Below are 23,927 nucleotides of genomic sequence, written 5' to 3'. Positions count from 1 at the left end.
CCTCACCGGTCGTCGTGGTCGCTGCCGCCGGAGGCGGCGTCTTCGAGTTCGCGCAGGATGTGCTCCTCGACCAGGTCGGCGAGGGCGGAGACGGTGCGCGCGGTCAGGATGTCCCGCGGGGTCAGATCGACGGCGAACGCCTCCTTGGCGCGGGAGGCGATCAGCAGGCTGCGGACCGAGTCACCGCCCAGGGCGAAGAACTCGTCCTCCGCGCCGACCGGCGACACCTCCAGCACCTCCGACCAGATCTCCGCGATGACCTCCTCGGTGGGGGTGCGCGGGGCGATGTGGGCGGCCGGTGCGGCGGTGGTGGCGGGGCCGGGCGCGGGCAGCGCCGCGCGGTCGGTCTTGCCGTTCCGGTTGAGCGGCAGCCGGTCCAGCACGGCGAACGCCGACGGGACCATCGGGCCCGGGAGCGTCCGGCCCAGATAGGTGCGCAGCTCGGTGTCGGCCGGGGCGTCGGCCCCGGGCGCGAGGACCAGATGGGCCACCAGCCGGCGCACCCCGGGCTCGTCCTCCCGCACCGTCACCACGGCCTCCGCGACGGCGGGGTGGCCGCACAGCGCGGTCTCCACCTCCCCCGCCTCGATGCGATGGCCGTGCAGCTTGAGCTGGTGGTCGCCGCGCCCCAGATGGTGCAGACGGCCTTCCGCGTCGTAGCGGGCGAGGTCACCGGTGCGGTACATCCGGGAGCCGGGCGGCCCGAACGGGTCGGCGACGAAGCGGGCGGCGGTCAGCCCGGCGCGGCCCAGATAGCCGCGGGCGAGCGACGGACCGCTGACCCACAGCTCGCCCACCGCGCCCACCGGCACCGGGCGCAGCCGCGCGTCGAGCAGATGGACCCGGGTGTTGGGGATGGGCCGCCCGATCGGCGGCGGGGTGCCGTCGGGGGTGAGCGGTTCGGACCAGGTGGCCACCACGGTCGTCTCGGTCGGCCCGTACGCGTTGATCACGCGGTGGTGCGGCGCCCAGCGGGCGGCGAGCTCCGCGCCACAGGCGTCCCCACCCACGATCAGCGTGCGCAGATCGGGCAGCTCCCGCTCGGTACCCGGGGGCAGTGTCGCGAGGGCGGCGGGCGGGATGAGGGTGTGGGTGATCCGCTGCCGCCGCAGGACGTCCGCGAGATGGCCGCCCAGCAGCGGACCGGGCTCGGGCACCACCAGCGTGGCCCCGGACGGCAGCGCCATGCACAGCTCCAGCACGGAGGCGTCGAAACCGGGCGAGGAGAACCGCAGCACCCGGTCGCCCGGCCGCACCCGGAAGTGCTCGGCCTCGGCGGCGGCGAACCCGGCGATCCCGCGATGGGTGACCACCACGCCCTTGGGCGTTCCGGTGGACCCGGAGGTGTAGATCACATAGGCGGGGTCGTCCGGGTGGACGGCGGCGAGCCGGTCCTCGTCCGTGGGGCGGTGCGCCGGCCCGTCCGGCGCCTCGGCCTCGGCGGTCCGCTCGATCACCAGATGCGGCGCCGAGTCCTTGAGCATCAGCGCGACGCGCTCGGCCGGGTAGCCGGGGTCGATGGGCAGATAGGCGCCACCGGCCTTGGCCACCGCGAGCCGGGCCACGACGGACTCCACCGAGCGGGGCAGCACCAGCGCGACGATCCGGCCGGGGCCCACGCCCTGCCCGATGAGGTGGTGGGCCAGGCGGTTGGCCCGATCGTCCAGCTCCGCGTAGGTCAGCCGGAGGTCCGGGGCGTCCACCGCGGTCGCGTCGGGGTCGCGGTCCGCCGCCGCCTCGACGAGCTCGGCCCAGGTCGCCCGGGGCACCTGCCGGGCGGTGTCGTTCCAGTCCACCAGGAGGCGGTGGCGCTCGGCGGCCGGGAGGACGTCGATCCGGTCCAGCGGCAGCTCGTCGGGGGCCGCGGCCAGCGCGCCGAGGAGATGGATGAGCCGGTCGGCCAGCGCCCCGGCGGTGGACTCCGCGAACAGCCGCGGGTCGTAGCCGAGTTCCACGGACAGTTCGGATCCGGGTGAGACCACCACGGTCAGCGCGTAGTTGGTGGCCTCCAGGGCGTGCAGATCGCGCACTCGCAGCCCGTGCTCGGCCGCGGCCGAGCTGTTGATGGGGTAGTTCTCGAACACCACCAGGCTCTCGAAGAGGTCCACCCCGGCGGGCAGTTCGCTCCAGCCCCGCAGCTGGACCAGCGGCACATGGCCGAAGCCGCGCGCGTCCGCCTGCTCGGCCTGGAGCCCGCGCAGCCAGGCGGCGGCACCGGCGGTGCCCTCCACCGCACACCGCACCGGGAGGGTGTTGATGAAGATGCCGGTGATGTCGTCCGCGCCGGGCAGCTCCGCCGGCCGCCCGGAGACCGTCGTCCCGAAGCAGACGTCCGACTCACCGCTCAAGCGAGATACGAGCAAGCCCCAAGCACCCTGCACGATCGTATTGAGGGTGAGCCGGTGCCGCCGTGCGAACTCCTGGAGGGCCGCGGTGTCCCGCTCACCGAGCCGGTGCGACAGCCAGCGCGACGACCGCGTGGCGATCTCCGGCGTCGGCCTGCGGTCAAAGGGGAGGGGAGTGGGCGAGGTGAATCCTTCCAGGGCTTGCCGCCAGTGCGCCTCCGCACGCGTGCGGTCCTGACGCGCGAGCCAGGCCACATAGTCCGCGAACGGCCTGCGGACCGGCAGCCTCGGCTGCTCACCGGCGGCGAGGGCGGCATGGGCGGCGAAGACATCGCCGAGCACCTGGAAGACGCTCCAGCCGTCCAGCAGCACATGGTGGAAGGTCCACAGCACCCGCACCTCACCGGGCGAAAGCCGGGCCAGCGTGACGCGGAGCAGCGGGGCCGCGGTGAGATCGATCCCGCGGGCGCGATCCCGGTCCAGCAGCCGCTCCAGCTCGGCCGTGCGCTGGTCCTCCGTGAGGCCGTTCCAGTCGAGCTCCTCGACCGGTACGGCCGCGGTGCGGCGCACGATCATCAGCGGCTCGGGCACATCACGCACCACCACCGCGCCGCGCAGTACCGGGGTGCGGTCCACGACATGCTGCCAGGCGGCGGCCAGCACTCCGGAGTCGCCGACCCCGTCCAGGACGAACGTCGCCTGCTCCACATAGAGCCCTTGGCCCCGCTGGGCCAGGGCATGGAAGACCAGCCCGGACTGGGTCGGGGTCAGCGGATGGATATCGGCCACGTCCCGGCCGTCGCCCGCCAGCCGGTCGACGGTCTCCTGGTCGAGACCGGCCAGCGGGAAGTCCGACGGCGTCCGCCCGCCCGCACCGGGGCGGACGCACAGCCGGACGATCGCCCGCAGCTCCTCGGCCATCTCCTCCGCGAGCCGGGCCACCGTGGCGCGTCGGTGCAGCGACCGGGAGTAGGACCAGCTGAGTTCGAGCCGCCGGTCCGCCACCCGGCCGATCACATCGAGCAGATGCGGCCGGGGCGCATCCGGGCTCATATCGCCCTCCAGCCCACCGGCCAGGGCGTGCAGCAGACCGCCCGCCGGGGGCTCCCAGTCCTGCTGGCCCAGATAGTTGAAGCTGATCTTCGGGGTGGCGGGAAGCCCGGCGGCGGCCGCGACGGACAGGTGGCGCAGCGCGCCGTGGCCCAGGCCGTTCCCGGGGACCGCCCGCAGCCGCTCCTTGACGGCCTTCAGCGTCCGCTCCAGCCCTGAGGAGGCGGGGGCCTCAAGCGCGACGGGGAACATGCTGGTGAACCAGCCGACCGTACGGGACAGATCCACCCCGTCGAAGATCTCCTCCCGGCCGTGCCCCTCCAGGGCCACCGCCACCGTGTCCCGGCCGGTCCAGCGGGCCAGCACCCGTCCCAGGGCGCACAGCAGTACATCGTTGATCCGGGTCCGGTACGCGTCCGGCACCTCTTGCAGCAGCAGCCGGGTCTCCTCCGCGCCGAGCCGTACGGTCACCTCATCCGCCGAGGCGGCGGTGTTGGGGCCCTCGCCGTCCGTGGGGAGGTCGGTGCAGCCGGCGGAGGCCGCCCAGTGGTCGCGCTCGGCGTCGAAGCCCCCGGCGGCGGTGTGCTCGGTCAGGCGCAGTGCCCAGGTGCGGAACGACGTGGTCTTGGGGCCCGGTTCCGGCGTCCGGCCGGCGACGATCTGCCGGTAGGCGGTGTCCAGATCCTCCAGCACGATGCGCCAGGAGACGGCGTCCACCACCAAGTGGTGGGCCGTCAGCAGCAGTACGGGCCGTATCCCCTCGCCCCGGGTGAAGAGCACGGCGCGCAGCAGCGGCCCCCGGGCCAGGTCGAACCCGGACCGGATCCGCCCCGCCGTCTCCCGCATCACCGCGTCCCGCCGCTCGGGTGCCACGGCGGACAGATCGTGGATGTCCAGCACCGGCTCCGCGTCCGGCGGGGCGTTGTACTGGCGCACGGCGCCGTCGTCGGTCCGCTCGAAGCGCAGCCGCAGGGCGTCATGGTGGGTCAGCACCGTGGACAGGGCGGTGCGCAGCGCGCTCTGGTCCAGCGGTGCGGTCAGCTCGGCCGAGACCGACTGGGTGAAGTGCCGGGCCGTGGAGCCGAGTTGGTGGAAGAGCCAGTGCTGGATCGGGGTCAGCGGCACCTCGCCGACGACCGGACCCCGCTCGGTCGCGGTCGCCGTCGCCTCCCGCGCGGCCGCCGCCAGGTCCGCCACGGTCTGGTGGACGAAGAGATGGCGCGGGGTCAGCTCGATCCCGGCCCGCCGGGCGGCGGAGACGATCTGGATGCTGAGGATGGAATCGCCGCCGAGCGCGAAGTAGTTGTCCTCCACGCCGATCCGCTCGACGCCCAGCACCTCCGCCCAGATGGCGGCGAGGGCCTTCTCGGTCTCCGTACGCGGCTCCACATGGCCGGTGGCGCGGGCCGCCCAGACGGGTGCGGGCAGCGCACGCCGGTCCAGCTTGCCGCTGGACCCCAGCGGCAGCCGGTCCAGGACGACCACGGCCGAGGGGACCATATGGTCCGGCAGGCTCGTGGCGAGGAAGGCGCGGACCGAGGCGGTGTCCACCGGCGGGGAGCCCGGGACCCGCACCACATAACCGGCCAGCCGCTTGTGGCCGCCGGTGTCGACGACCGCCGCGGCCGCCTCGGCGACACCGGGGTGGCGCGCCAGCGCCGCCTCGACCTCGCCCAGTTCGATGCGGAAACCGCGCACCTTGACCTGGTCGTCGGTTCTGCCGAGGTATTCCAGCTGCCCCCGCTCGTCCCAGCGGACCAGGTCGCCGGTGCGGTACATCCGGCCGCCCGCCGGGCCGAACGGATCGGCCGTGAACCGCTGCGCGGTCAGCCCCGGCCGGCCGAAGTACCCCCGGGCGAGGCCCGGCCCCGCCAGATAGAGCTCTCCCGGCACCCCGACCGGCACCGGCCGCATCCGCGCGTCCAGTGCGTAGGCCCGGGTGGCGGCCACGGGGGCGCCGATGGGCGGGGTGCGGTCCGGATCGGCCGGGTCGCAGGTCCAGGCGGTGGCGTAGACGGTGGCCTCGGTGGGGCCGTAGATGTTGGCCACCCGGCAGCCGGGGATGGCCGCCCGGACCTCCTTGACGGTACGGGCCGCCAGGCCCTCGCCCGCCAGCACCACGGTCCCCGCCGTCACCGAGACCGACCCCTTGCCGAGCACCTGCCCGAGCGCCGAGGGCACGGCGCTGATCAGGCTCGCCGTCCAGCCTTCCGTCCGCTCGGCCAGGGTGAGCAGATCGCGGACGATCTCGATGGCGCCACCGGCCAGCAGCGGGCAGAGGATCTCGAAGACCGACACATCGAAGTTGAGGGAGGTCGAGGCCACCACATGGGAGAGCCCCTGGGCGCCGAACTCCTCCCGTGCCCACGCGGCCAGCGCCGCCACGCTCTCATGGGTGACCACGACACCCTTGGGCGTACCGGTGGATCCCGAGGTGTGGATGGCGTACGCCGGATGGGCGGGGAGCAGCGGGCCGCGCCGCTCGGCGTCGCCGACGTCGTGGGCGGGCAGTCGCGCCAGCCGCCCGCGGAACTCCGCGTCGTCCAGCGGGATCCGGCCGCCCGCCCCGGCGGGGATCCGGTCCGCCACTTCTCCTGTCGTCACCACCGTGTCCGGGGCGATGTCGCCGAGCATGAAGGCGATCCGCTCCGCCGGGTACGCCGGGTCGACCGGGAGATAGGCCGCCCCGCTCTTGAGCACCGCCAGCACGGCCACCACCAGCTCCGGGGTGCGCGGCAGCGCCAGGGCCACGAAGCGTTCCGGCCCGGCGCCCGAGGCGATCAGCAGCCGGGCCAGCCGGTTGGCACGCTCGTTCAGCTCCCGGTAGGTCAGCGGCCCGCCGTCGCCCATCACCGCCACCGCGTCCGGCGTACGGGCCGCCCGCGCCTCGAACAGCGCGGGCAGCACCGCGTCCGGCGCGGCGGAGACCGGGCCGCTGAAGCGGTCGAGGATGCCGCGCGTCTCGGCCTCGCCGACCAGCGGCAGTTCGTCCAGCCGCCGCTCCGGATCGGTCGCCATCTCCACCAGCAGATTGCGCAGACAGCCGCCCAGCCGCTCGATCGTCGGGGCGTCGAACGCCTCGGGGTCGTAGTCCAGGCAGATCGACAGCCGCTCCTCGGGCGCCACCACCACGCTGAGCGCGTAGTTGGTGGGCTCCACATCCCGCTCCTGCCGGATGCCCAGGCCATGGGCTGCGATGGCCTCGCTGTCGAACGGGTAGTTCTCGAAGACCACGATGGAGTCGAAGAGGCTCACCCCGCCGGGCACCTCGCTCCAGCTCCCCAGCTGCGCCAGGGACACGAACTCGAAGAGCCGGGACTCCGACTGCGCCGACTGAAGCTCCCGCAGCCAGTCCAGCAGTCGGCTCTCCCCGGCCACCCGGACCCGGGTGGGGATGGTGTTGATGAACACCCCGACCATGGACTCGACTCCCGGCAGCGCGGCCGGCCGCCCCGAGACGGTGGTGCCGAAGCACAGGTCGTCGGCCCCGCTGTACCGTGACAGCAGCAGCGCCCAGGCGCCCTGCACCACCGTGTTCATGGTCAGCCCGCCCCGCTGCGCGGTCGTACGGAGCCGGGCGGACTCCTCGGCGCCCAGCGTGACCCGGTGCGACCCCGAGGAGGCGCTGCGGTGCGCCTCCGGCGCGGGCCGGTCCCGCGGCAGTTCGGTGGGCGAGGTGAACCCGGCCAGCGCCGTACGCCAGTACCGCTCGGCCTCCGCCGTGTCCTGCTCGCCGAGCCAGCCCAGGTACTCGCGGAACGGTCGGCGGGCGGGCACCACGGGCGCCCGTTCCGAGGTCAGCGCCGCGTACCGCTCGCAGACCTCGTCGAAGACCTGCGCCGCGCTCCAGCCGTCGAGCAGCACATGGTGGAAGGTCCAGACGATCCGCACCTCGTCGGCGGACAGCCGGATCAGCGCCAGCCGCATCAGCGGCGCCGTGGCCAGGTCGATCCCCTCGGCCCGGTCCTCGGCGAGCATCCGGTCCAGCTCGGCCCCGCGCCACTCCTCGGGCCGCCGCGTCCAGTCGTGGTGGACGATCCGGAGCGCCGCCCGGTGCGTCACGACCTGGAGCGGCTCCGGGGTGTCCGCCCACACCAGATGGGTGCGCAGGATCGGATTGGCGTCCACCGTCTGCCGCCACGCGGTGGCCAGCGCCCGCGGATCGCGCGCACCCGTCAGCGTCAGCTGGACCTGGTTGACATACGCGTCCGACGCCGGGTCCATCAGCCCGTGGAACAGCATCCCGGCCTGGGTCGGGGTCAGCGGATAGATGTCCTCCACCGCCCGGCCGTCGGCGGCGATCCGGTCCACCGCGGCCTGGTCCAGCCGGGCCAGCGGGAAGTCCGACGGGGTACGGCCGCCCGCCCCGGGGCCGGCGCAGTGGCCGACGATCTCCTCCAGCGCGCGGAGCATCCCCCGCGCCAGCCCGGCCACCGTGTCCTCGGTGTGCGTCCCCGAGCCGTAGTACCAGGTGATCTCGAGGCACCGGCGCTCCACCCGGGCCACGACGTCCAGCAGATGCGCCCGGGCCGTGTCGGGCGCGGCGTCACCGCCGAGCCCGTCCCGTACGGTGCGGACGAGACCGGTGTCGTCATCCGCCGCCGACCAGTCGAACTGCCCGAGGTAGTTGAAGCTGATCCCGGGCTCGGCCGCGCCCAGGAGCCCGGAGCCGGGGGAGAGGTGGCGCAGCGCGCCGTAGCCGATACCGCGTGCGGGCACCGCCCGCAGCTGCTCCTTGACCGACTTCAGCGTCTCGCCCCAGCCGCCGCCCGGGACGTCCAGGGCGACCGGATAGAGGCTGGTGAACCAGCCGACGGTGCGGGACAGGTCCACCCCGTCCAGCAGATGCTCCTCCCGGCCGTGGCCCTCCAGGTCCACGGCGATCCGGCGCCGCCCGGTCCAGTCGCCGAGCACCCGGCCCAGCGCCGCGAGCAGACAATCGTCCATACGGGTGCGGTAGACCTCGGGGACCTGCCGCAGCAGTGCCTCGGTGCGCTCCCGGTCGAGACGGACGGTGACCGACGCCATGGACGCCACCGTGTTGTCCCCCTCGCCGTCCACGGGCAGCCCCGCGGCGCACTCCGCGGTCACCGCCCGCCAGTGGGCGAGTTCGGCGTCGAAACCACCGGCGGCGGTGTGCTCGGTGAGCTTTCGGGACCAGTCCCGTACGGACGTGGTGCGCGGGCCGAGGTCGGCCCGCCCGCCCGTAATCAGTTGCCGGTACGCGGTGTTCAGATCCTCCAGCAGCACCCGCCAGGAGACACCGTCCACCACCAGGTGGTGAGCGGTCAGGAAGAGGGCCGGCCGCTGCCCGTCGCCATGGTGGAACAGCCGCGCGGCCAGCAGCGGACCCCGCACCAGGTCGAACCCGGCCTGCGCCTCCGCCATCGCCGACTCCTCGGCGGCCCGGCACTGGTCCGCGTCGAGCCCCGACAGGTCGTGCTCCCGCAGGGGCGCCGGGGCCGTCAGATCCGGCCGCGGGCAGTACTGCCGCGGGCCTTCGCCGGCGCCCGGCTCGAACCGCATGCGCAGCGCGTCATGGTGGACCAGCAGCGCGTCGAGCGCCGCGCGCAGCGCGCGGAGGTCAGGTTCCCGCTGGAGCTCCACGACCACGGACTGGTTGAAGTGGCCGGGCCGGTCGGTCCGCATCCCGAAGAACCAGTGCTGGATCGGGGTGAGCGGCACCTCGCCGGTGACCGGCCCGGTGTCGGCGGCGGGCGTGGCGGTGGGCGTGGTGACGGTGGCGAGCGAGGCGATGGTGGGATGCCGGAAGAGCTCGCGGGGGGTGACGGCCAGCCCCGCCTGCCGGGCGCGGGAGGCCACCTGGATGCTGAGGATCGAATCCCCGCCCAGATGGAAGAAGTTGTCCTCGGCGCCGATCCGCTCCCGGCCCAGCAGGGTGCCCCAGATCTCCGCGAGGGCCCGCTCGGTGTCGGTACGGGGCGCCACGTACCCGGCCGTCCCGGCCGCCGCCGGGTCGGGCGCGGGCAGCCGGCGGCGGTCCACCTTGCCGTTGCGGGTGAGCGGCAGCGCGTCGAGGGCGACGAACGCCGAGGGCACCATGTAGTCGGGCAGCAGGCCGCCCAGGAAGGACCGCAGCTCCCCGGCGTCCGGCACCCCGGCCCCGGCCACCGGCACCGCGTAGCCGGTCAGCAGCGTGCGGTCGGCCACCCGGGAGAGCGTGACGACCGCCTCCGCCACGGCCGCGTGGCGGATCAGCGCGGCCTCGATCTCGCCCGGTTCGATGCGGAAGCCCCGGACCTTCAGCTGGTCGTCGGCGCGGCCCACGAAGCGCAGTTCACCGTCGTCGGTCCAGGCCACGATGTCCCCGGTGCGGTACATCCGGGAGCCGGACGGCCCGAACGGATCGGCGACGTACCGCTCGGCGGTGGCGCCGGGGCGGCCGTGGTAGCCGCGCGCCACCCCGGCCCCCGCGATGTACAACTCCCCGGGAACGCCGGGAGGTTGCGGCTGGAGGGCACCGTCGAGGACGTACGTGCGGGTGTTGTCCAGCGGCCGTCCGATGGGCAGCGAGCGCGGCAGCTCCTCCCCGGCGCGGAAGGGGCGCCGGGTGGCGAAGGTCGTGGTCTCGGTCGGGCCGTAGCCGTCCATCACCGTCAGCTCTGGGCAGGCCGCGAGCACCCGGCGCACCGCGCCCGGGGGCACCGCCTCGCCGCCGGTCCACACCTCCCGGGCGCCGCGCAGACACTCCGGCGCCTCCTGTGCCAGCAGCCGGAACAGCCCGGCGGTCAGCCACAGACAGCTCACCCCGTACTCGGCGACCGCCCGGCGCACGGTGTCCGCGTCCACGTCCCCGGCGGGCGCCAGCACGGCCCGGCCGCCGCGCAGCAGCGGCACCCACAGCTCGTACGTCGAGGCGTCGAACGCCTGGGGCGAGTGCACCAGCACCCGGTCGTGGTCCGCGAAGGCGCGGTCCGCGACGAGGGCGGTCACATCGCGGTGGCGCACCGCGACGCCCTTGGGCCGCCCGGTGGAGCCCGAAGTGAACATCAGATACAGGGCGTTGTCGGGGGAGAGCGCCACGCTCGGCGGCTGCGACGGGCCGTCGTCGCCACCGTAGGAGCCGGGCGCCACAAGCAGGGTCCGCCGGTCGCCCGAGACGTCCGCCGCCGTGCGCTGCCACGCGCGGTCGGTCAGCAGCACCTCCGCGCCCGCCTCCGCCAGCACGCTCCGCAGCCGGTCCCCGGGGGCGCGGGTGTCCAGCGGTACGTACACCCCGCCCGCCTTGACGACCGCCAGCAGCGCCACCACCAGCTCCACCGACCGGTCCATCAGGACGGCCACCGGGCGCTCCGGGCCGACGCCGTGTCCGATGAGCCGGTGGGCCAGCCGGTTGGCGCGGGTGTCCAGCTCCCGGTAGCTCACCGGGCCCGCCCCGCCGTCCAGGGCCACCGCCTCCGGCGCACACCGCACCCGCTCGGCGAACCGCCCGGCCACCGTGGACTCGGGCAGCGGCACCGCGGTGTCGTTCCACTCCCGGAGCACCTGGTGGCGCCGGGCGGCGGTGAGCATCGGAAGGTGTGCGGGCGCCCGGTCCGGGGTGTCGGCCATGGCCGTCAGCAGCACCGTCAGGTACTCCGCCAGCCGCCGGGCGGTGGCCCCGTCGAACAGCGCCGGGTCGTAGCCGAGCCGCAGCGCCAGCTCCTCGCCGGGGTAGACCACCAGGGACAGCGGGTAGTTGGTGGTCTCGACGCCGTTCAGCTCGCGCAGCGCGAGGCCGTGCGCGGCGGCGAGGTCCCCGCCGACCGGATAGTTCTCGAAGACCACGATGGAGTCGAAGAGGTTCACCCGCTCGGGCAGACCGGTCCAGGACCGCAGCCGGGTGAGCGGTACGAAGTCGAACCGCCGGTCCTCGGTCTGCCCGGACTGCACCGCCCTCAGCCAGGACAGCAGGGTGGACCCGGCCGGCACCGTGAGGCGGGTCGGCACGGTGGTGATGAACAGCCCGTTCATCGTCTCCACGCCCGGCAGCTCCGGAGGCCGTCCGGACACCGTGGTCCCGAAGACCACGTCCTCGCGGCCGGACCGCCGGGCCAGCAGCAGCGCCCAGGCGCCCTGCACCACGGTGTTCAGGGTCAGCCCCTCGTCCCGGGCCAGCGCCTGGAGCCGCTGGGTGGTGGCGGCGGGCAGGGTCACGCGGAGCTCCTCGGTGGACTCGGCGTGATGGGTCTCGGTGGGCTCCCGGTCGTACGGCAGCGGGGTGGGCTCGGTGAGATCGCCGAGCCGGGTACGCCAGTGCTCCTCGGCCAGGGCCCCGGCGCGCTCCCGCAGCCAGGCCACATAGTCGCCGAACGGGCGGCGGCCGGGCAGCCCGGCGGCCATGGCCGCGCCGGACGCCCCGTCACGCGCCCGTGCGTGGCAGTGGAAGACGTCGGAGAGCACCTGGAACAGGCTCCAGCCGTCCAGGATCAGATGGTGGAACGTCCACACCACCTGGACCTCGGTCGCCGACAGCCGGGCCAGCGCCAGCCGCGTCAGCGGCGCGGCGGCCAGGTCCAGGCCGCGCTCCCGGTCCTCGGCGAGGAACCTCCGCAGCTCCTGCCGGCGCTCGTCCGGCCCGGACAGATGACGCCAGTCGAGCAGGGCCACCGGGATCCGGACCCCGCGCTCCACCACCTGGACCGGCTCGGGCACCCCCTCCCACACCGCGCGGGCGCGCAACACCTGGGTACGGTCGGCTACCTGCTGCCAGGCCGCGGCCAGCGCCGCCGGCTCCGGCACCCCGTCGAGGACGAAGCTGAGCTGCTGGAAGTAGGCCCGCCGGTCGCCCTGCGCCAGCGCGTGGAACAGCATGCCCGCCTGGGTGGGGGTGAGCGGGTAGATGTCCTCCACCGCGCCGCCGTTCCCGGCCAGCCGGTCCACGGCGGCCTGGTCGAGGGCGGCCAGCGGGAAGTCGGACGGGGTGCGGCCGCCCGCGCCGGGCGCGCTCCCGTGCCGGGCGATCTCGCACAGCGCCTCGCGGAACTCCCCGGCGAGCCGGGCGACCGTCTCCTCCCGGTGCAGGTTCGCGGAGTAGAACCAGGTGAACTCCAGGTCGTCCCCCAGGGCCCGGCCCACCACCTCCAGCGGATGCGGACGCGGCGAGGCGGGGTCGGCGTCCAGGGCCAGCTCCCGGTGCAGACCGCGGAAGAGCCCGTCGCCACCGCCCGGCGCCTCGAACCGGCCGAGGTAGTTGAAGCTGATCCCGGCCGTGGGGCCGTCGGGGAGGCCCGCGCCATCGAGCAGATGGCGCCGCACCCCGTAGCCCAGACCACGCCGCGGTACGGCCCGCATCTGCTCCTTGACGGACTTGAGGACGTCGCCCCAGCCGCCGTCCGGAACGTCGAGCGCCACCGGGAAGCGGGTGGTGAACCAGCCGACCGTACGGGACAGATCCAGGTCCGCGAACAGCTCCTCGCGGCCGTGGCCCTCCACGTCCACCGGCACCCGGGCGCGCCCGGTCCAGCGGCGCAGCACCCGGGCCAGCGCGCTCAGCAGCACGTCGTTGACCTGTGTGCGGTAGACCTCGGGGAGCGTCTGGAGGAGTGCGGCGGTCTCCTCCGGGCCGAGCCGGAGGGTGACCGACCGGGCCGAGGCGTAGGTGTTCGCCCCGGCCTCCCCGTTCGCCCCGTCAACCTCGTCCGCCCCGTCCGCCCCGGCCGTCCCGTTCAGGTCCACCGGCAGCGAGGGGTCGCAGGCCGCGGCCAGGCCGGTCCAGTACGCCTCCTCGTCCGCGAACCCGCCTTCCCCGGCGTGGGCGTTGAGCCGCAGCGCCCAGCGGCGCAGTGGCGAGGACTTCGGGGGAAGCCCGGCGCCCTCGCCCCGGGCCGCCCGCCGGTAGGCGCCGTCGAGATCCTCCAGGACGACGCGCCAGGCCACCCCGTCCACCACCGCGTGATGGATGGTGAGGTGGAGGACCGGGCACGGCCCGGCGTCCCGGTCGAGTACCGCCCGCATCAGCGGCCCCTCGGCTAGGTCGAAGCGGCCCAGGTGTCCGGCGCCGGTGGTCTGGAGCGGTACGCGGACGGCCGCCGCGTCCTCGATCCGCTGGTACCAGCCGCCGTGGCGGTGGTGGAAGCGGGAGCGCAGGGCGTCATGGTGGTCCACCAGCGCGTCCAGGGCGAGCCGCAGCGCGTCCTCGTCCACGTCCTCGGGCAGCACCAGCGAGACGGTCTGGTTGAAGTGGCCGGCCCGCTCGGCGTCGGCGGTGAACAGCCAGTGCTGGATGGGGGTCAGCGGCAGCTCCCCGGTGGCCGTCCCGTCCCCCTCGGCGGCGGGCTCGGCAGGGGCCGTGGTGGTGTCCAGGTGCAGGGCCAGCGCGGCGATCGTCTGATGGCGGTAGACATCGCGCGAGGTGACGGCGAGACCGGCCTGCCGTGCCTGGGAGACCAGCTGGATGCTGAGGATCGAATCGCCGCCGAGGGAGAAGAAGTTGTCCTCCATCCCCACGCGGTCCACCCGCAGGATCCGGGCCCAGACCGTCGCCAGGGTCCGCTCGGTGGCGGTCCGGGGCGCCACATAGCCCGGTGCCGCGGCCCCGGCCCAGTCCGGCTCGGGGAGCCGGGCGCGGTCCAGCTTGCCGTTGGGGTTGAGCGGCATCCGCTCCAGGACGACGACGGATGCGGGCACCATGTAGTCGGGCAGCGAGCGCCGCAGGAACCGCCGCAGCCCCGCCGGGTCGGGCTCGGCGCCCGAGGCGGCCACCACATGGGCGATCAGCCGCCGATGGCCGTCCGTCTCCCGGGCGACGGCCGCCGCCTCGGCGATGTCGGGGTGGCGCAGCAGCGCCGTCTCCACCTCGCCCAGCTCGATGCGGAAGCCGCGGATCTTCACCTGGTTGTCGGCTCTGCCCACGTACTCCAGCTGGCCCTCGCCGTTCCAGCGGACCAGGTCACCGGTGCGGTACATCCGGCTGCCGGGCGGCCCGAAGGGGTCCGCGAGAAAGCGGTGGGCGGTCAGCCCGGGTCGCCGCAGATACCCCCGGGCCAGGCCCTGCCCGCCCAGATACAGCTCACCGGTCACCCCGGGCGGCACCAGCCGCAGCGTCGGGTCCAGGACATACGCGCGGGTGCTCGCGACCGGGTGGCCGATCGGCGGGGCCTGCGAGGGCGCCCGGCCGTCGCAGAACCAGCCGGTGGCGTACACCGTGGCCTCGGTCGGCCCGTACAGATTGGCGATCCGGCAGGACGGCATGGCCTCCCGGATGTCCCGTACGGTCTGGGCGGGCAGCGCCTCGCCCGCCAGTACGACGGTCCGGGCCCAGTCCGCCGGGCGGTCCTCGCCCAGCAGCCGGGAGAACACCGAGGGCACCCCGCTGAGCAGCCCCGTCGCCCGCGGCCGCCCCTCGGGATCGGTGAGGGCGAGCAGATCGCGCACCACCTCGACGCTGCCGCCGGCCAGCAGCGGGCAGAGGATCTCGAAGACCGACACATCGAAGTTGAGCGAGGTCGAGGCGACCACGTCGGTCAGCCGCTCCCGCCCCAGCTCCGCCTCGGCCCAGGCCGCGAGCCCCGCCACACCGCGGTGGGTGGCCACCACGCCCTTGGGCCGGCCGGTCGATCCGGAGGTGTAGATGACATAGGCGGGATGGGCCGGGACGAGCGGCCGGAGCCGTTCGGCGTCGGTGATGTCGCCGTCCGCGAGCCCGTCCAGCCGGGCGCGTACCCCCGGGTCGTCCAGCAGCAGCGGTGCGGCGTCCACGGGCAGGCAGCCGGCCGCCCCGGTGGTGGCCAGGACGGTCGAGGGCGCGGCGTTCTCCAGCATGAACGCGATGCGCTCGGCCGGGTATTCGGGGTCCACCGGCAGATATCCGGCGCCCGCCTTGAGCACCGCCAGCAGAACGACGACGAGCTCGGCCGAGCGGGGCAGGGCGAGGGCCACCAGCCGCTCGGGACCGGCGCCCCGGTCGATGAGCAGCCGCGCCAGCCGGTTGGCGCGCCGGTTCACCTCGTCGTAGGAGAGGATGGTGTCCCCGCAGGTCACGGCGGTGGCCGTGGGGCGTCGCGACACCTGGACGGCGAAGAGATCGGGCAGGGTGGCCTCGACCGCGGGTCGCTCAGGACCGTTCCAGGCGTCGAGCATCGCATGCCACTCGGCGTCGGCCAGCATCCGCAGCTCGATGAGGGTGGCACCCGGATCGGCCACCATGGCGGCCAGCAGCCGGTGCAGATGCCCGGCCATCCGCTCGATCGTGGCCGCGTCGAACAGATCGGAGTTGAACTCAATGGTCAGCCCCAGCGAGCCGTCGTCGCGGGGCAGGAACTCCAGCACCAGATCGAACCGCGCGGCCGGGCGCGGCAGGGAGTGCTCGGTGATCCGCACACCCCCCGCCTCCTGGCCGGGCACCATGGCGCTCTGCTGGACGACCAGCGCCTGCACCAGCGGATTGCGGCTGGGGTCGCGGCGCGGGGCCAGCTCCTCGACGACGCGCTCGAACGGCAGCCGGTCATGGCCGAAGGCGTCAAGCACCGTCTCGCGCATCGCGTCCAGGAACCGCTCGACGGTGCTGTCCCCGTCCACATCGGCGCGCAGCACAAGGGTGTTGACGAAGAATCCGGCGACCGACTCCAGCTCCTTGCGGTGGCGCCCGGCGGTCACGGTGCCGAAGGCGATGTCCCGCTGGCCCGAGTAGCGGGAGAACAGCACCGCGACGGCGGCCGCGAGCAGGGTGAACCGCGTGGTGTCCCGCTCCCTGCCGAGCCGGGTCAGCCCCGCCACCAGCTCGGCGGGCAGCTCACGGCGGTGCACCGCGCCCGCCGTGGTGCGCACCGGGGGGCGCGGGCGGTCGGTGGGCAGCTCCAGCGTCTGCATCCCGGCCAGCCGGCCCCGCCAGTACTCCAGATCGGCGTCCGCACCGGCGGTGGCGGTACGGCTCCGCTCCCACACCGCGAAGTCCGGGTACTGGAGGGCGGGTTCGGGGAGCGCGGCGTCGGTGCCGGACACCTCGGCGGCGTAGAGCGCGGCCAGTTCGCGCACCAGCAGCCCGACCGACCAGCCGTCGGTGACGATGTGGTGCTGCGCCAGCAGCAGGACGTGCTCCTCGTCGGCGAGCCGGATCAGCAGCGCCCTGGTCAGCGGACCCTGGCTGAGGTCGTAGGGGCGGTTCAGCTCGGCGGTCAGCGTGGCGTCGAGCTCCTCGGCGCGCCGCCGCGCCGGATGCCCGCCCAGGTCGAGCCGTTCGAGGGGTACGGTCCCGTGCGCGGCCACCTGTTGCACCCCGTGCCCGTCCACGGTGGCGAAGGTGGTGCGCAGGGCGTCATGGCGGGCGGTGAGCCGGTCCAGCGCCCGGCGCAGCGCGGCCGCGTCCAGCGGGCCGTCGAGCCGCAGCCCGGCCCCGGTGTTGTACTCGGTCCCGCCGGAGGTCAGATCGTCCAGGAACCACAGCCGCCGCTGGGCGGAGGACAGCGGCAGCGGACGGTCGCGCGGCGCGGGCGGGATCGGCGCCTCGGGCGTCTCGGCCGCCGGGGCGGGCAGCTTGCCGGCCAGCCGCGCCACCGTCCTGGCGTCGAGCAGATCGCGCAGTGAGAGCTCCACGCCCAGCTCGGCCCGGATCCGGGTCAGCAGCCGCACCCCCAGGATGGAGTCGCCACCCAGGCCCAGGAAGTCGTCCTCCACGCCCACGGCGTCCACCGGCAGCACCTCGGACCAGACGCGGGCCAGGGTCTCCTCGGCGGGGGTGCGCGGGGCGATGTGGCGGGAGTCGCCGTCGGGCGCGGAGCGCGGGGCGGGCAGCGCCTGCCGGTCGATCTTGCGGTGCGGGGTGAGGGGGAACGCGTCCAGTACGACGTAGGCGGACGGCACCATATGCGCCGGCAGTATCCGGGCCACCGCGGCACGCACCTCCGCGGCCTTCGGAGGGGTTCCGCCGCCGGGCGGCACCACATAGCCGACCAGCCGCTTCCTCCCGGGCTCGTCCTCCCGCACGGTGACCACGGCGGACCCCACCCGGGGGTGGCGGGCCAACGCGGCCTCCACCTCGCCCAGTTCGATGCGGAAGCCGCGTATCTTGACCTGGTGGTCGGCCCGGCCGAGGAATTCCAGTTCGCCGTCGGCGTTCCAGCGGACCAGGTCACCGGTGCGGTACATCCGCGATCCGGGCGGGCCGAACGGGCAGGCGGTGAACCGCTCGGCGGTCAGCCCCGGCCGGTCGAGATAGCCGCGGGCCAGGCCCGCGCCGCTGATGCACAGCTCTCCGGTGACCCCGACCGGTACCTGCCGCGCCGCCTCGTCCAGTACGAACACCCGGGTATTGGGCAGCGGACGGCCGATCGGCGGGGCGCCGGTCCCCGCCGCCAGGGCGTCCGTCCAGGAGGCCACGACCGTGGCCTCCGTCGGGCCGTAGGAGTTCACCATCCGCCGTCCGGGCGCCCACAGGTCCACCAGATCGGCGGGGCACGCCTCCGCGCCCACGATCAGCGTGCGGAAGTCGGGCAGCCCGTCGTGAAGCTCCTCCGGGGGCACGGTGGCGAGCGCCGCCGGGGGGATCAGGGCATGGGTCACCCGCCTCTCCCGCAGGACCGACACCAGCTCGGCGCCCAGCAGCGGCCCCTCGGGGGGCACCACCAGGGCCGCCCCGGCGAGCAGGGAGGAGCACAGCTCCAGAACGGAGGCGTCGAAGCTGGGCGAGGAGAATTGCAGCACCCGGTCGCCGGGCCGGACCTGGTAGTGGGCCACCGCCGCGGCCGAGAAGTTGCCCAGACCGGCGTGTGGCACCAGCACGCCCTTGGGCACGCCCGTGGAGCCGGAGGTGTAGATGACATACGCGGGATGCTCGGGGCACAGCGGGCCGAGCAACTCCCCCCGGCCGGGCGCGTGGTCCGGGCCCGCCCCGGCCCCCACCTCCCGGATCCACGCTGGATCTTCGAGCACGGCCACCGGCCGGGCGTCGGCCAGCATCATGGCCCGGCGCTCCCCGGGGTGCGCGGGGTCGATCGGGAGGTACGCGCCGCCCGCCTTCGCCACCGCCAGCTCGGCCACCACCAGCTCCGCCGAGCGGGGCAGCACCAGCGCCACCACCCGCTCCGGGCCCACGCCCTGCCCGATGAGACGGTGGGCCAGCCGGTTCGCCCAGCGCTCGACCTCCCCGAAGGACCACTCGCGCCCGTCCGCCACCAGCGCCGGCGCCTCGGGGGCGCGCTCCGCCCGGACGGCGAAGAGCTCGCCGAGCGGCGCGCGGGAGACGGCGCGGTCCGTGGCGTTCCACGCCTCCGGAGGGAGGTCCGGGACGGGTTGGGGTGCGGACACCGATGAGGTCTCGTAGTGGTCCGTCATGGTGGGTCGTGGCCCTTCAGAGCGGTTGAACGGGCGGATATGGGGGGCGGCTCGGGCCGGCTGGCGCCGAGCCGTCGCACCCGCACCCGGCCGGGGGAGACGTGGGGAGAGCGGCCGTGTGCGGGGCGGTGGGGAACCTCAGACCAGGGCGCTCTTACGGGCCATCCGGCCCGAGAGCTGGATCCGGTCCACGGCGCCGGTCCGCGGATCGCGGACGAAGCGCCCGCCGGGGAGCCGGCGTCCGGAGGAGGGGTCCACCAGATCGCAGGTGAGGTCCTCGTGGCAGACCAGTGGCGCGGGGAGGTCGCCGTCCACGGACAGGGCCAGAACGCCCCCGTCGCCGATGGTCACCTGGTACTCGATGTCGCCGTTGAGATAGATCCCGGTGCACTGCGAGGTGGCGGCCATCGGGGTGGCCCGGTGCCGTGGGGTGGGTGTGGGGGGCACCCGGACACCGGTGATCTCGCCGAGGACATCGGTCAGTTCGTTCCACAGCTCGGTGCCGGTGCCCGCGTTGGCGGTGAAACCGACCACCGCTCCGGTGGCGGGATCGGCCCGCAGGAAGCAGGAGGTGCCCTGGGCGTTGCCGTCGTGCCCGAACCACAGCGTGTCGCCGTGCCGGAAGAGCCCCCAGCCCAGGCCCCAGCCGTCGGCCAGCACCCCGGGGTCGGCGCCGGGCACCGGGCGGCGCATCTCCTCCGCGAGCTCGCGGGGCAGCAACCCCGCGGCCGCGTCGCCGAGATGGGCCCGGCCCAGCGCCACCAGATCGAGGGCACTGACCCTCAGAGCACCGGCCGCGGCCTCGGCGGGGGCGAGGTTCTGCCGCACCGGCCGTGTTCTGCCCGTGGCCTTGTTGGCCGAGTGGCCGCGCGCCGTGGGCCGGTGCGGGGCGCCGGCCGTGCCGATGAAGGACGGCACGGTGCCCAGCGGATCGAGCAGAACCGACCGTACGGCCTCCTGCCAGCTCATCCCGGTGACCGTCTCGATCAGCCGGCCCGCGGCCACATAGCCCGCGTTGGAGTAGGAGAAGTCCGTCCCCGGGGGCATCACCAGGGTGCGGTCCGTGCAGTGGTCCAGCAGATAGCGCGCGGCGCTCAGCGAGGCCACCTGGTCGGAGTCGGGCCCGGACGGCAGCCCCGCGGTGTGGCTGAGCACCTGGCGCACCGTGCACGGTGGACCGGCCCGCCGCAGCTCGGGCACATGGTCGCCGAGCCGGTCGTCCAGCTCCACATCGTCGTCCGCCACCAGGAGCATCACCACGGTCGCGGTGTACGCCTTGGTGATGGAGCCGATGGGCACGGCCGCGTCGGCGGTGCACGGCTCGCCGGTGTCCGCGTCCAGGACGCCGGTCTCCACGGCGAGGGTCATTCCGCCGCCGTGCACGGCGAGTTGGGCCCCGGGCACCTGATGGGCGCGGGCCAGGGCGGTCAGCCGGTCCTCGAGGACGCGGCGTGTCTTCGACCGCTCCTCGACGGACGGGGCCGGGGTCGGACGTAACACGGTGCACTCCTTGCCGGGGGACGGGACGGGCGACGGGGACCGGGTCATGGCAGCCGGCTCGTGGCCGTGAGGTCCCGGGGCACGATCCTGAAGCCCTGCCAGTGGGTGGGCATGGGGTCCTGGTCCTCGTCCCTGGGCACATGGTGGAAGTCGACACTGACCCAGGCGACCGGGTCGGTCAGCTTCTCGCCGCCGGTGTACTTGTCGACCGAGGTGGCGCAGTCCGGGGCGGTGTTGCCGTAGGCCAGCCGCTCGCACTCCCGGTACTGCGTGAAGTACATGTCGTGGTGGGTGAACTCCTCGGTCTCGCGCGGACCCCGGTACTGATCGCTCTGGTGGTCGTCGATCTCCCAGGACTTGGCGTGGCCGTCGGCGTTCTCGGCGGCGGGGTTGACGACCCGCCAGAAGCGGGTGGGCGCGAGGTCCGCCGCGGTCTCACGGGAGAACACGGTGCGCTTGGTGGTGCGCGCGGCCGTGCCGCTGCCCAGGTAGTCGTACTGCTCCACGGTGTTCTTCGACTCTCCGTCGACGTCGAAGTCCAGCCGCCAGAAGATGTTGTGCGAGTGGTTCTCGCTGAACCGGGTGGAGCCCACCCCGGTCGGCCAGCCGCTGCTCGCGTCGGAGAACTGGAACGGCGAGAGGCTTCCGGTGGCGCCCGACCGGGGGGTGATGGAGCCGTCGTCCGAGAAGCGCCACTCGGTGATGTAGTCGTACCAGCCGATCTCGGAGACCGAGAAGACGACCAGATCGGTGCCGTGCAGTACGCCCTTCTCCACGGCGCTCTTGTAGGCGAACGGCCGCGGCTGCTCCTCGACGCACAGCACCGGGGTGTCACGGAAGTCGCGCAGCCGCCCGTCGGGGCAGTCCTTGGCGCTGAGCGGGGTGAGCGTGCCCTGCTCCAGATCGCCGAAGCCGATGGACGAGACGTCGTAGAAGCGGGGCTGACCACTGTCGTAGGGCACATGCACCTCGGCCAGCGAGGCGCTCTTGAGGACCCGGGTGGGGGTGGAGCGGTTCGGGGTGTAGATCACATCGCTCAACACCGCACCGGTGTTGCGGTCGATGTCCCAGCACATCTGCCACCGGGCACCGTTCTTGAGGGTCGTGTCGATGCGATCCGCGGCGGGGCAGGACGGCTCCGCCGCGGCCCTCGCGGGCGCGGCGGAGGCCGGGCCCGGCACCCACAGGGCCAGCAATCCCACCACGGCGATCAGCACACGGGCACGCCGAAGCACACGGGGACGCTGCAACACACGAGCACGAAACACACGGGCACGCCGAAACAGACTGGACACGGACAAGGCTCCCCTCACAGGCCGATGACGGCGGCGCGCCTGGCCGACAGATCGATGACGATCCGGCTGGTGTCGATCCACTTGCCACCCGGAACGCGCACGAACAGCTGCACACACCGGTGCTCACCGCACCGGGACACCTTCCGGGCGCCGTCCACCCCCTCGGCCCGGGAACCGAGGAACGACATACTCTGGAGCCGCAGTTGGGCGGGCGAGGTCAGCCGCTTCCCGGTCTGCGAGGCGTAGGACTCGCGCATCCCCGGGCCGAGCCCGCGGTCGGCGAGGATGACCTTCACCGCCTCGCGTGCCTCGGCCAGGGTGGGAGGCGGCTGGACGCCGTGCCGGCGGGTGGAGTCGAGGACCTTCTTGGAGCGCAGATCGACCACCCTGGTGATGAGGGTGTCCGAGGCGTAGTCGTAGAGCTGGACCTCGGCCCGGCCGTCGGGGTCGGAGGACGCCGACTTGGCGCGGGGCGGACGGCGGGTGTCCAGCGGCTCGGCACCGGAGCCGCCCGCGGCGTTCCGCTCCCCGTCGCTCTTCTCTGCCGCCTTCTGACGGTCCTTCGCGGTCCCGGGCCCGGGGGCGGCGTCGATGGCGATACGGGACGCCTCGCGCGACTCCTCGGATGTCAGCCGGCCGGAGTGTGAGGCGACGGCGGCCGCGGGCTCCGGGGCATCGGACGCGGGCGATCCGGCGGTGCGGAGGGCGGCGATCCCGCCGCCCGCCAGCACCGCCGTCAGACCCAGCGCCGCGGATACGCGCCATCTCCGGTGACGGCGCCCCCTGGTATCGGCCGCACCCTTGTCCGTCGCGTTGTCTGTCATCACCCAGCCGCTTCCGTTGTCGGTCAAGTGAGCCCGGTGGGGCTCGCGGTGACAGCACTCGGCCGGATACCGGATTGTCGCTGGTGCGTTCCCTGTCGCGCGGACGGGATTCAAGCCGCTGACAACGGCTCGCGCGGACTCCCCCCGGACTCTTGGCTGTCCACTGTTAGCTCACGCTTTCACCACTCCGGGCGGGGTAACAGTCGCATTTGTCATCAAGCGGCTGTGAGAAACGCATGTTCCACGGGCGGCCGCGCGGCCGCAAAGTGATGACGGGGAAGGCTGCTGGAAAGGCTCTCTGCCATCATGCTCACATGAGCCATTCGATCACCATTCGATGTGACATCTGTGGCGCCACTCATTCCTCCTCAGCGGCCGACAGCGTCGGTGCGCTTCGCGAAGTCATCGTCCAGATGAGCTGGTCAAGGGCGCGATGGGATGGTCGGGTGATCGATATGTGCGGTGGGTGCGGCGCCCGGGAAATGACGCCGAACGCGCCCGGGCGGCGCTGCGGTTCCTGTGAGGGGGGCGAACTCTTCGATGCCCTCGGACACGACAGAATCGGACATCGTTTGGCCAACGCATTGCTCAGGGCCGGTATCGACAATCTCGAACTGCTCTCCGGTTTCTCCGCGCGTCAGCTTCGTGATCTGGACGGTATCGGTGCCGTGAGCGCACGTCACGCCCTCAATCGTCTGCACTCCGCACCGAACGAAAGGCGATCGTGAGCGAATATTCCACCGTAATATCCGCGCCGTTATTCCTCGGCGCCGCCCGAAAGGGGGCCGTGCCGGGTGCCGTACCCGCCGGTCGATCCCCGGGCGTGGAGCTCAGTTCTGTGCGGTGGGACGGACCACGATCTCGCCGACGTCGACACCGGCCGGCTGCTCGATGGCGAACGCGATGGCGCGGGCGATGGCGTCCGGGGGCATCGCGATCTTGTCCATGCCGTCCTGGATCGCGCCCCTCGCGTCCGGGTCGGTGATGGAATCCGCGAGTCCGGTCCGGGTGTACCCCGGCGAGACGGTGGTCACCCGCAGCGATTCGCCCGCCTCCCGGCGCAGCCCTTCGGAGATGGCGCGCACGGCGTTCTTGGTGCCGGCGTAGACCGACATCGTCGGGACGATGGTCAGCCCGGCGGTGGAGAGGGTGTGCACGAAGTGCCCGGAGCCCTGCTCGCGGAAGACCGGCAGGGCCTCGGCGATGCCGTACAGCACCCCCTTGATGTTGACGTCGACCATCGCCTCCCAGTCCTCGACGCGCAGATCGTCGAGGGCGGAGATCGGGCTGATACCGGCGTTGCTGACCAGGACGTCCAGCTTTCCGTACCGCTCGCGTGCCGTCGCGACCAGACGGGACAGATCCGTGCGCCGCTTCACATCCGTGACGACGGCGACGGCCTCGCCGCCCGACCCGGCGATCCGGGCCGCCAGTGCCTCGATGCGGTCCGAGCGCCGCGCCGCGAGGACGACCTTGGCGCCGCGCTCGGCCAGCAGCAGCGCGGTCGCCTCGCCGATACCGCTGCTCGCGCCGGTAATGGCGACGACCTTGCCTTCGATACCCGATGTCATGGGGATTCCTTCCAGGGAAACGTTGCGGGGGGCAGGGGAGAGGGGGCGATGGCCTACAGTGAGAAGTGGAGG

The 23,927-nt window shown here is 73.8% G+C and carries 6 protein-coding genes; 1 reads left to right on the top strand and 5 read right to left on the bottom strand.

The genetic code is table 11. From position 1 onward, the window contains the following. Positions 1–2: 2 nt before the first annotated feature. From ACJX2R_RS05225 to ACJX2R_RS05210, 4 genes are all read right to left on the bottom strand, one after another. Positions 3–18,665, bottom strand: coding sequence for a non-ribosomal peptide synthase/polyketide synthase (locus ACJX2R_RS05225; RefSeq protein WP_413099000.1), 18,663 nt, complete (start codon positions 18,663–18,665; stop codon positions 3–5). Positions 18,666–18,803: 138 nt separating this feature from the next. Next, entirely contained in the window at positions 18,804–20,165 is a 1,362-nt protein-coding gene (locus tag ACJX2R_RS05220; RefSeq protein ID WP_413098999.1) for a serine hydrolase domain-containing protein, read from the bottom strand. Between the two features lie 44 nt (positions 20,166–20,209). Continuing rightward, a complete protein-coding gene (locus ACJX2R_RS05215; protein ID WP_413098998.1) occupies positions 20,210–21,400 on the bottom strand; it encodes a copper amine oxidase in 1,191 nt (396 codons plus the stop codon). A gap of 74 nt (positions 21,401–21,474) precedes the next feature. After that, entirely contained in the window at positions 21,475–22,284 is an 810-nt protein-coding gene (locus ACJX2R_RS05210; RefSeq protein WP_413098997.1) for a hypothetical protein, read from the bottom strand. 314 nt (positions 22,285–22,598) lie between these two features. Here ACJX2R_RS05210 and ACJX2R_RS05205 point away from each other — a divergent pair, with 314 nt between their 5' ends. Beyond that, positions 22,599–23,012 carry a hypothetical protein gene (locus tag ACJX2R_RS05205; protein WP_413098996.1) on the top strand — a complete coding sequence of 138 codons (414 nt, stop codon included), beginning with the start codon at positions 22,599–22,601 and terminating at the stop codon, positions 23,010–23,012. A 102-nt stretch (positions 23,013–23,114) separates the two neighbouring features. Here ACJX2R_RS05205 and ACJX2R_RS05200 read toward each other — a convergent pair whose 3' ends face one another. Then, the gene (locus ACJX2R_RS05200) at positions 23,115–23,855 is read right to left on the bottom strand and encodes an SDR family oxidoreductase (protein ID WP_413098995.1); all 741 of its coding nucleotides are present in this window, start codon (positions 23,853–23,855) and stop codon (positions 23,115–23,117) included. Positions 23,856–23,927: the final 72 nt, after the last annotated feature.

This window comes from Streptomyces sp. Inha503 (genome assembly GCF_047215865.1).
Lineage (GTDB): Bacteria > Actinomycetota > Actinomycetes > Streptomycetales > Streptomycetaceae > Streptomyces > Streptomyces lycopersici.
Note: the sequence above shows the minus strand (reverse complement) of the source record. Positions and strands in the feature narration are given on the sequence as shown.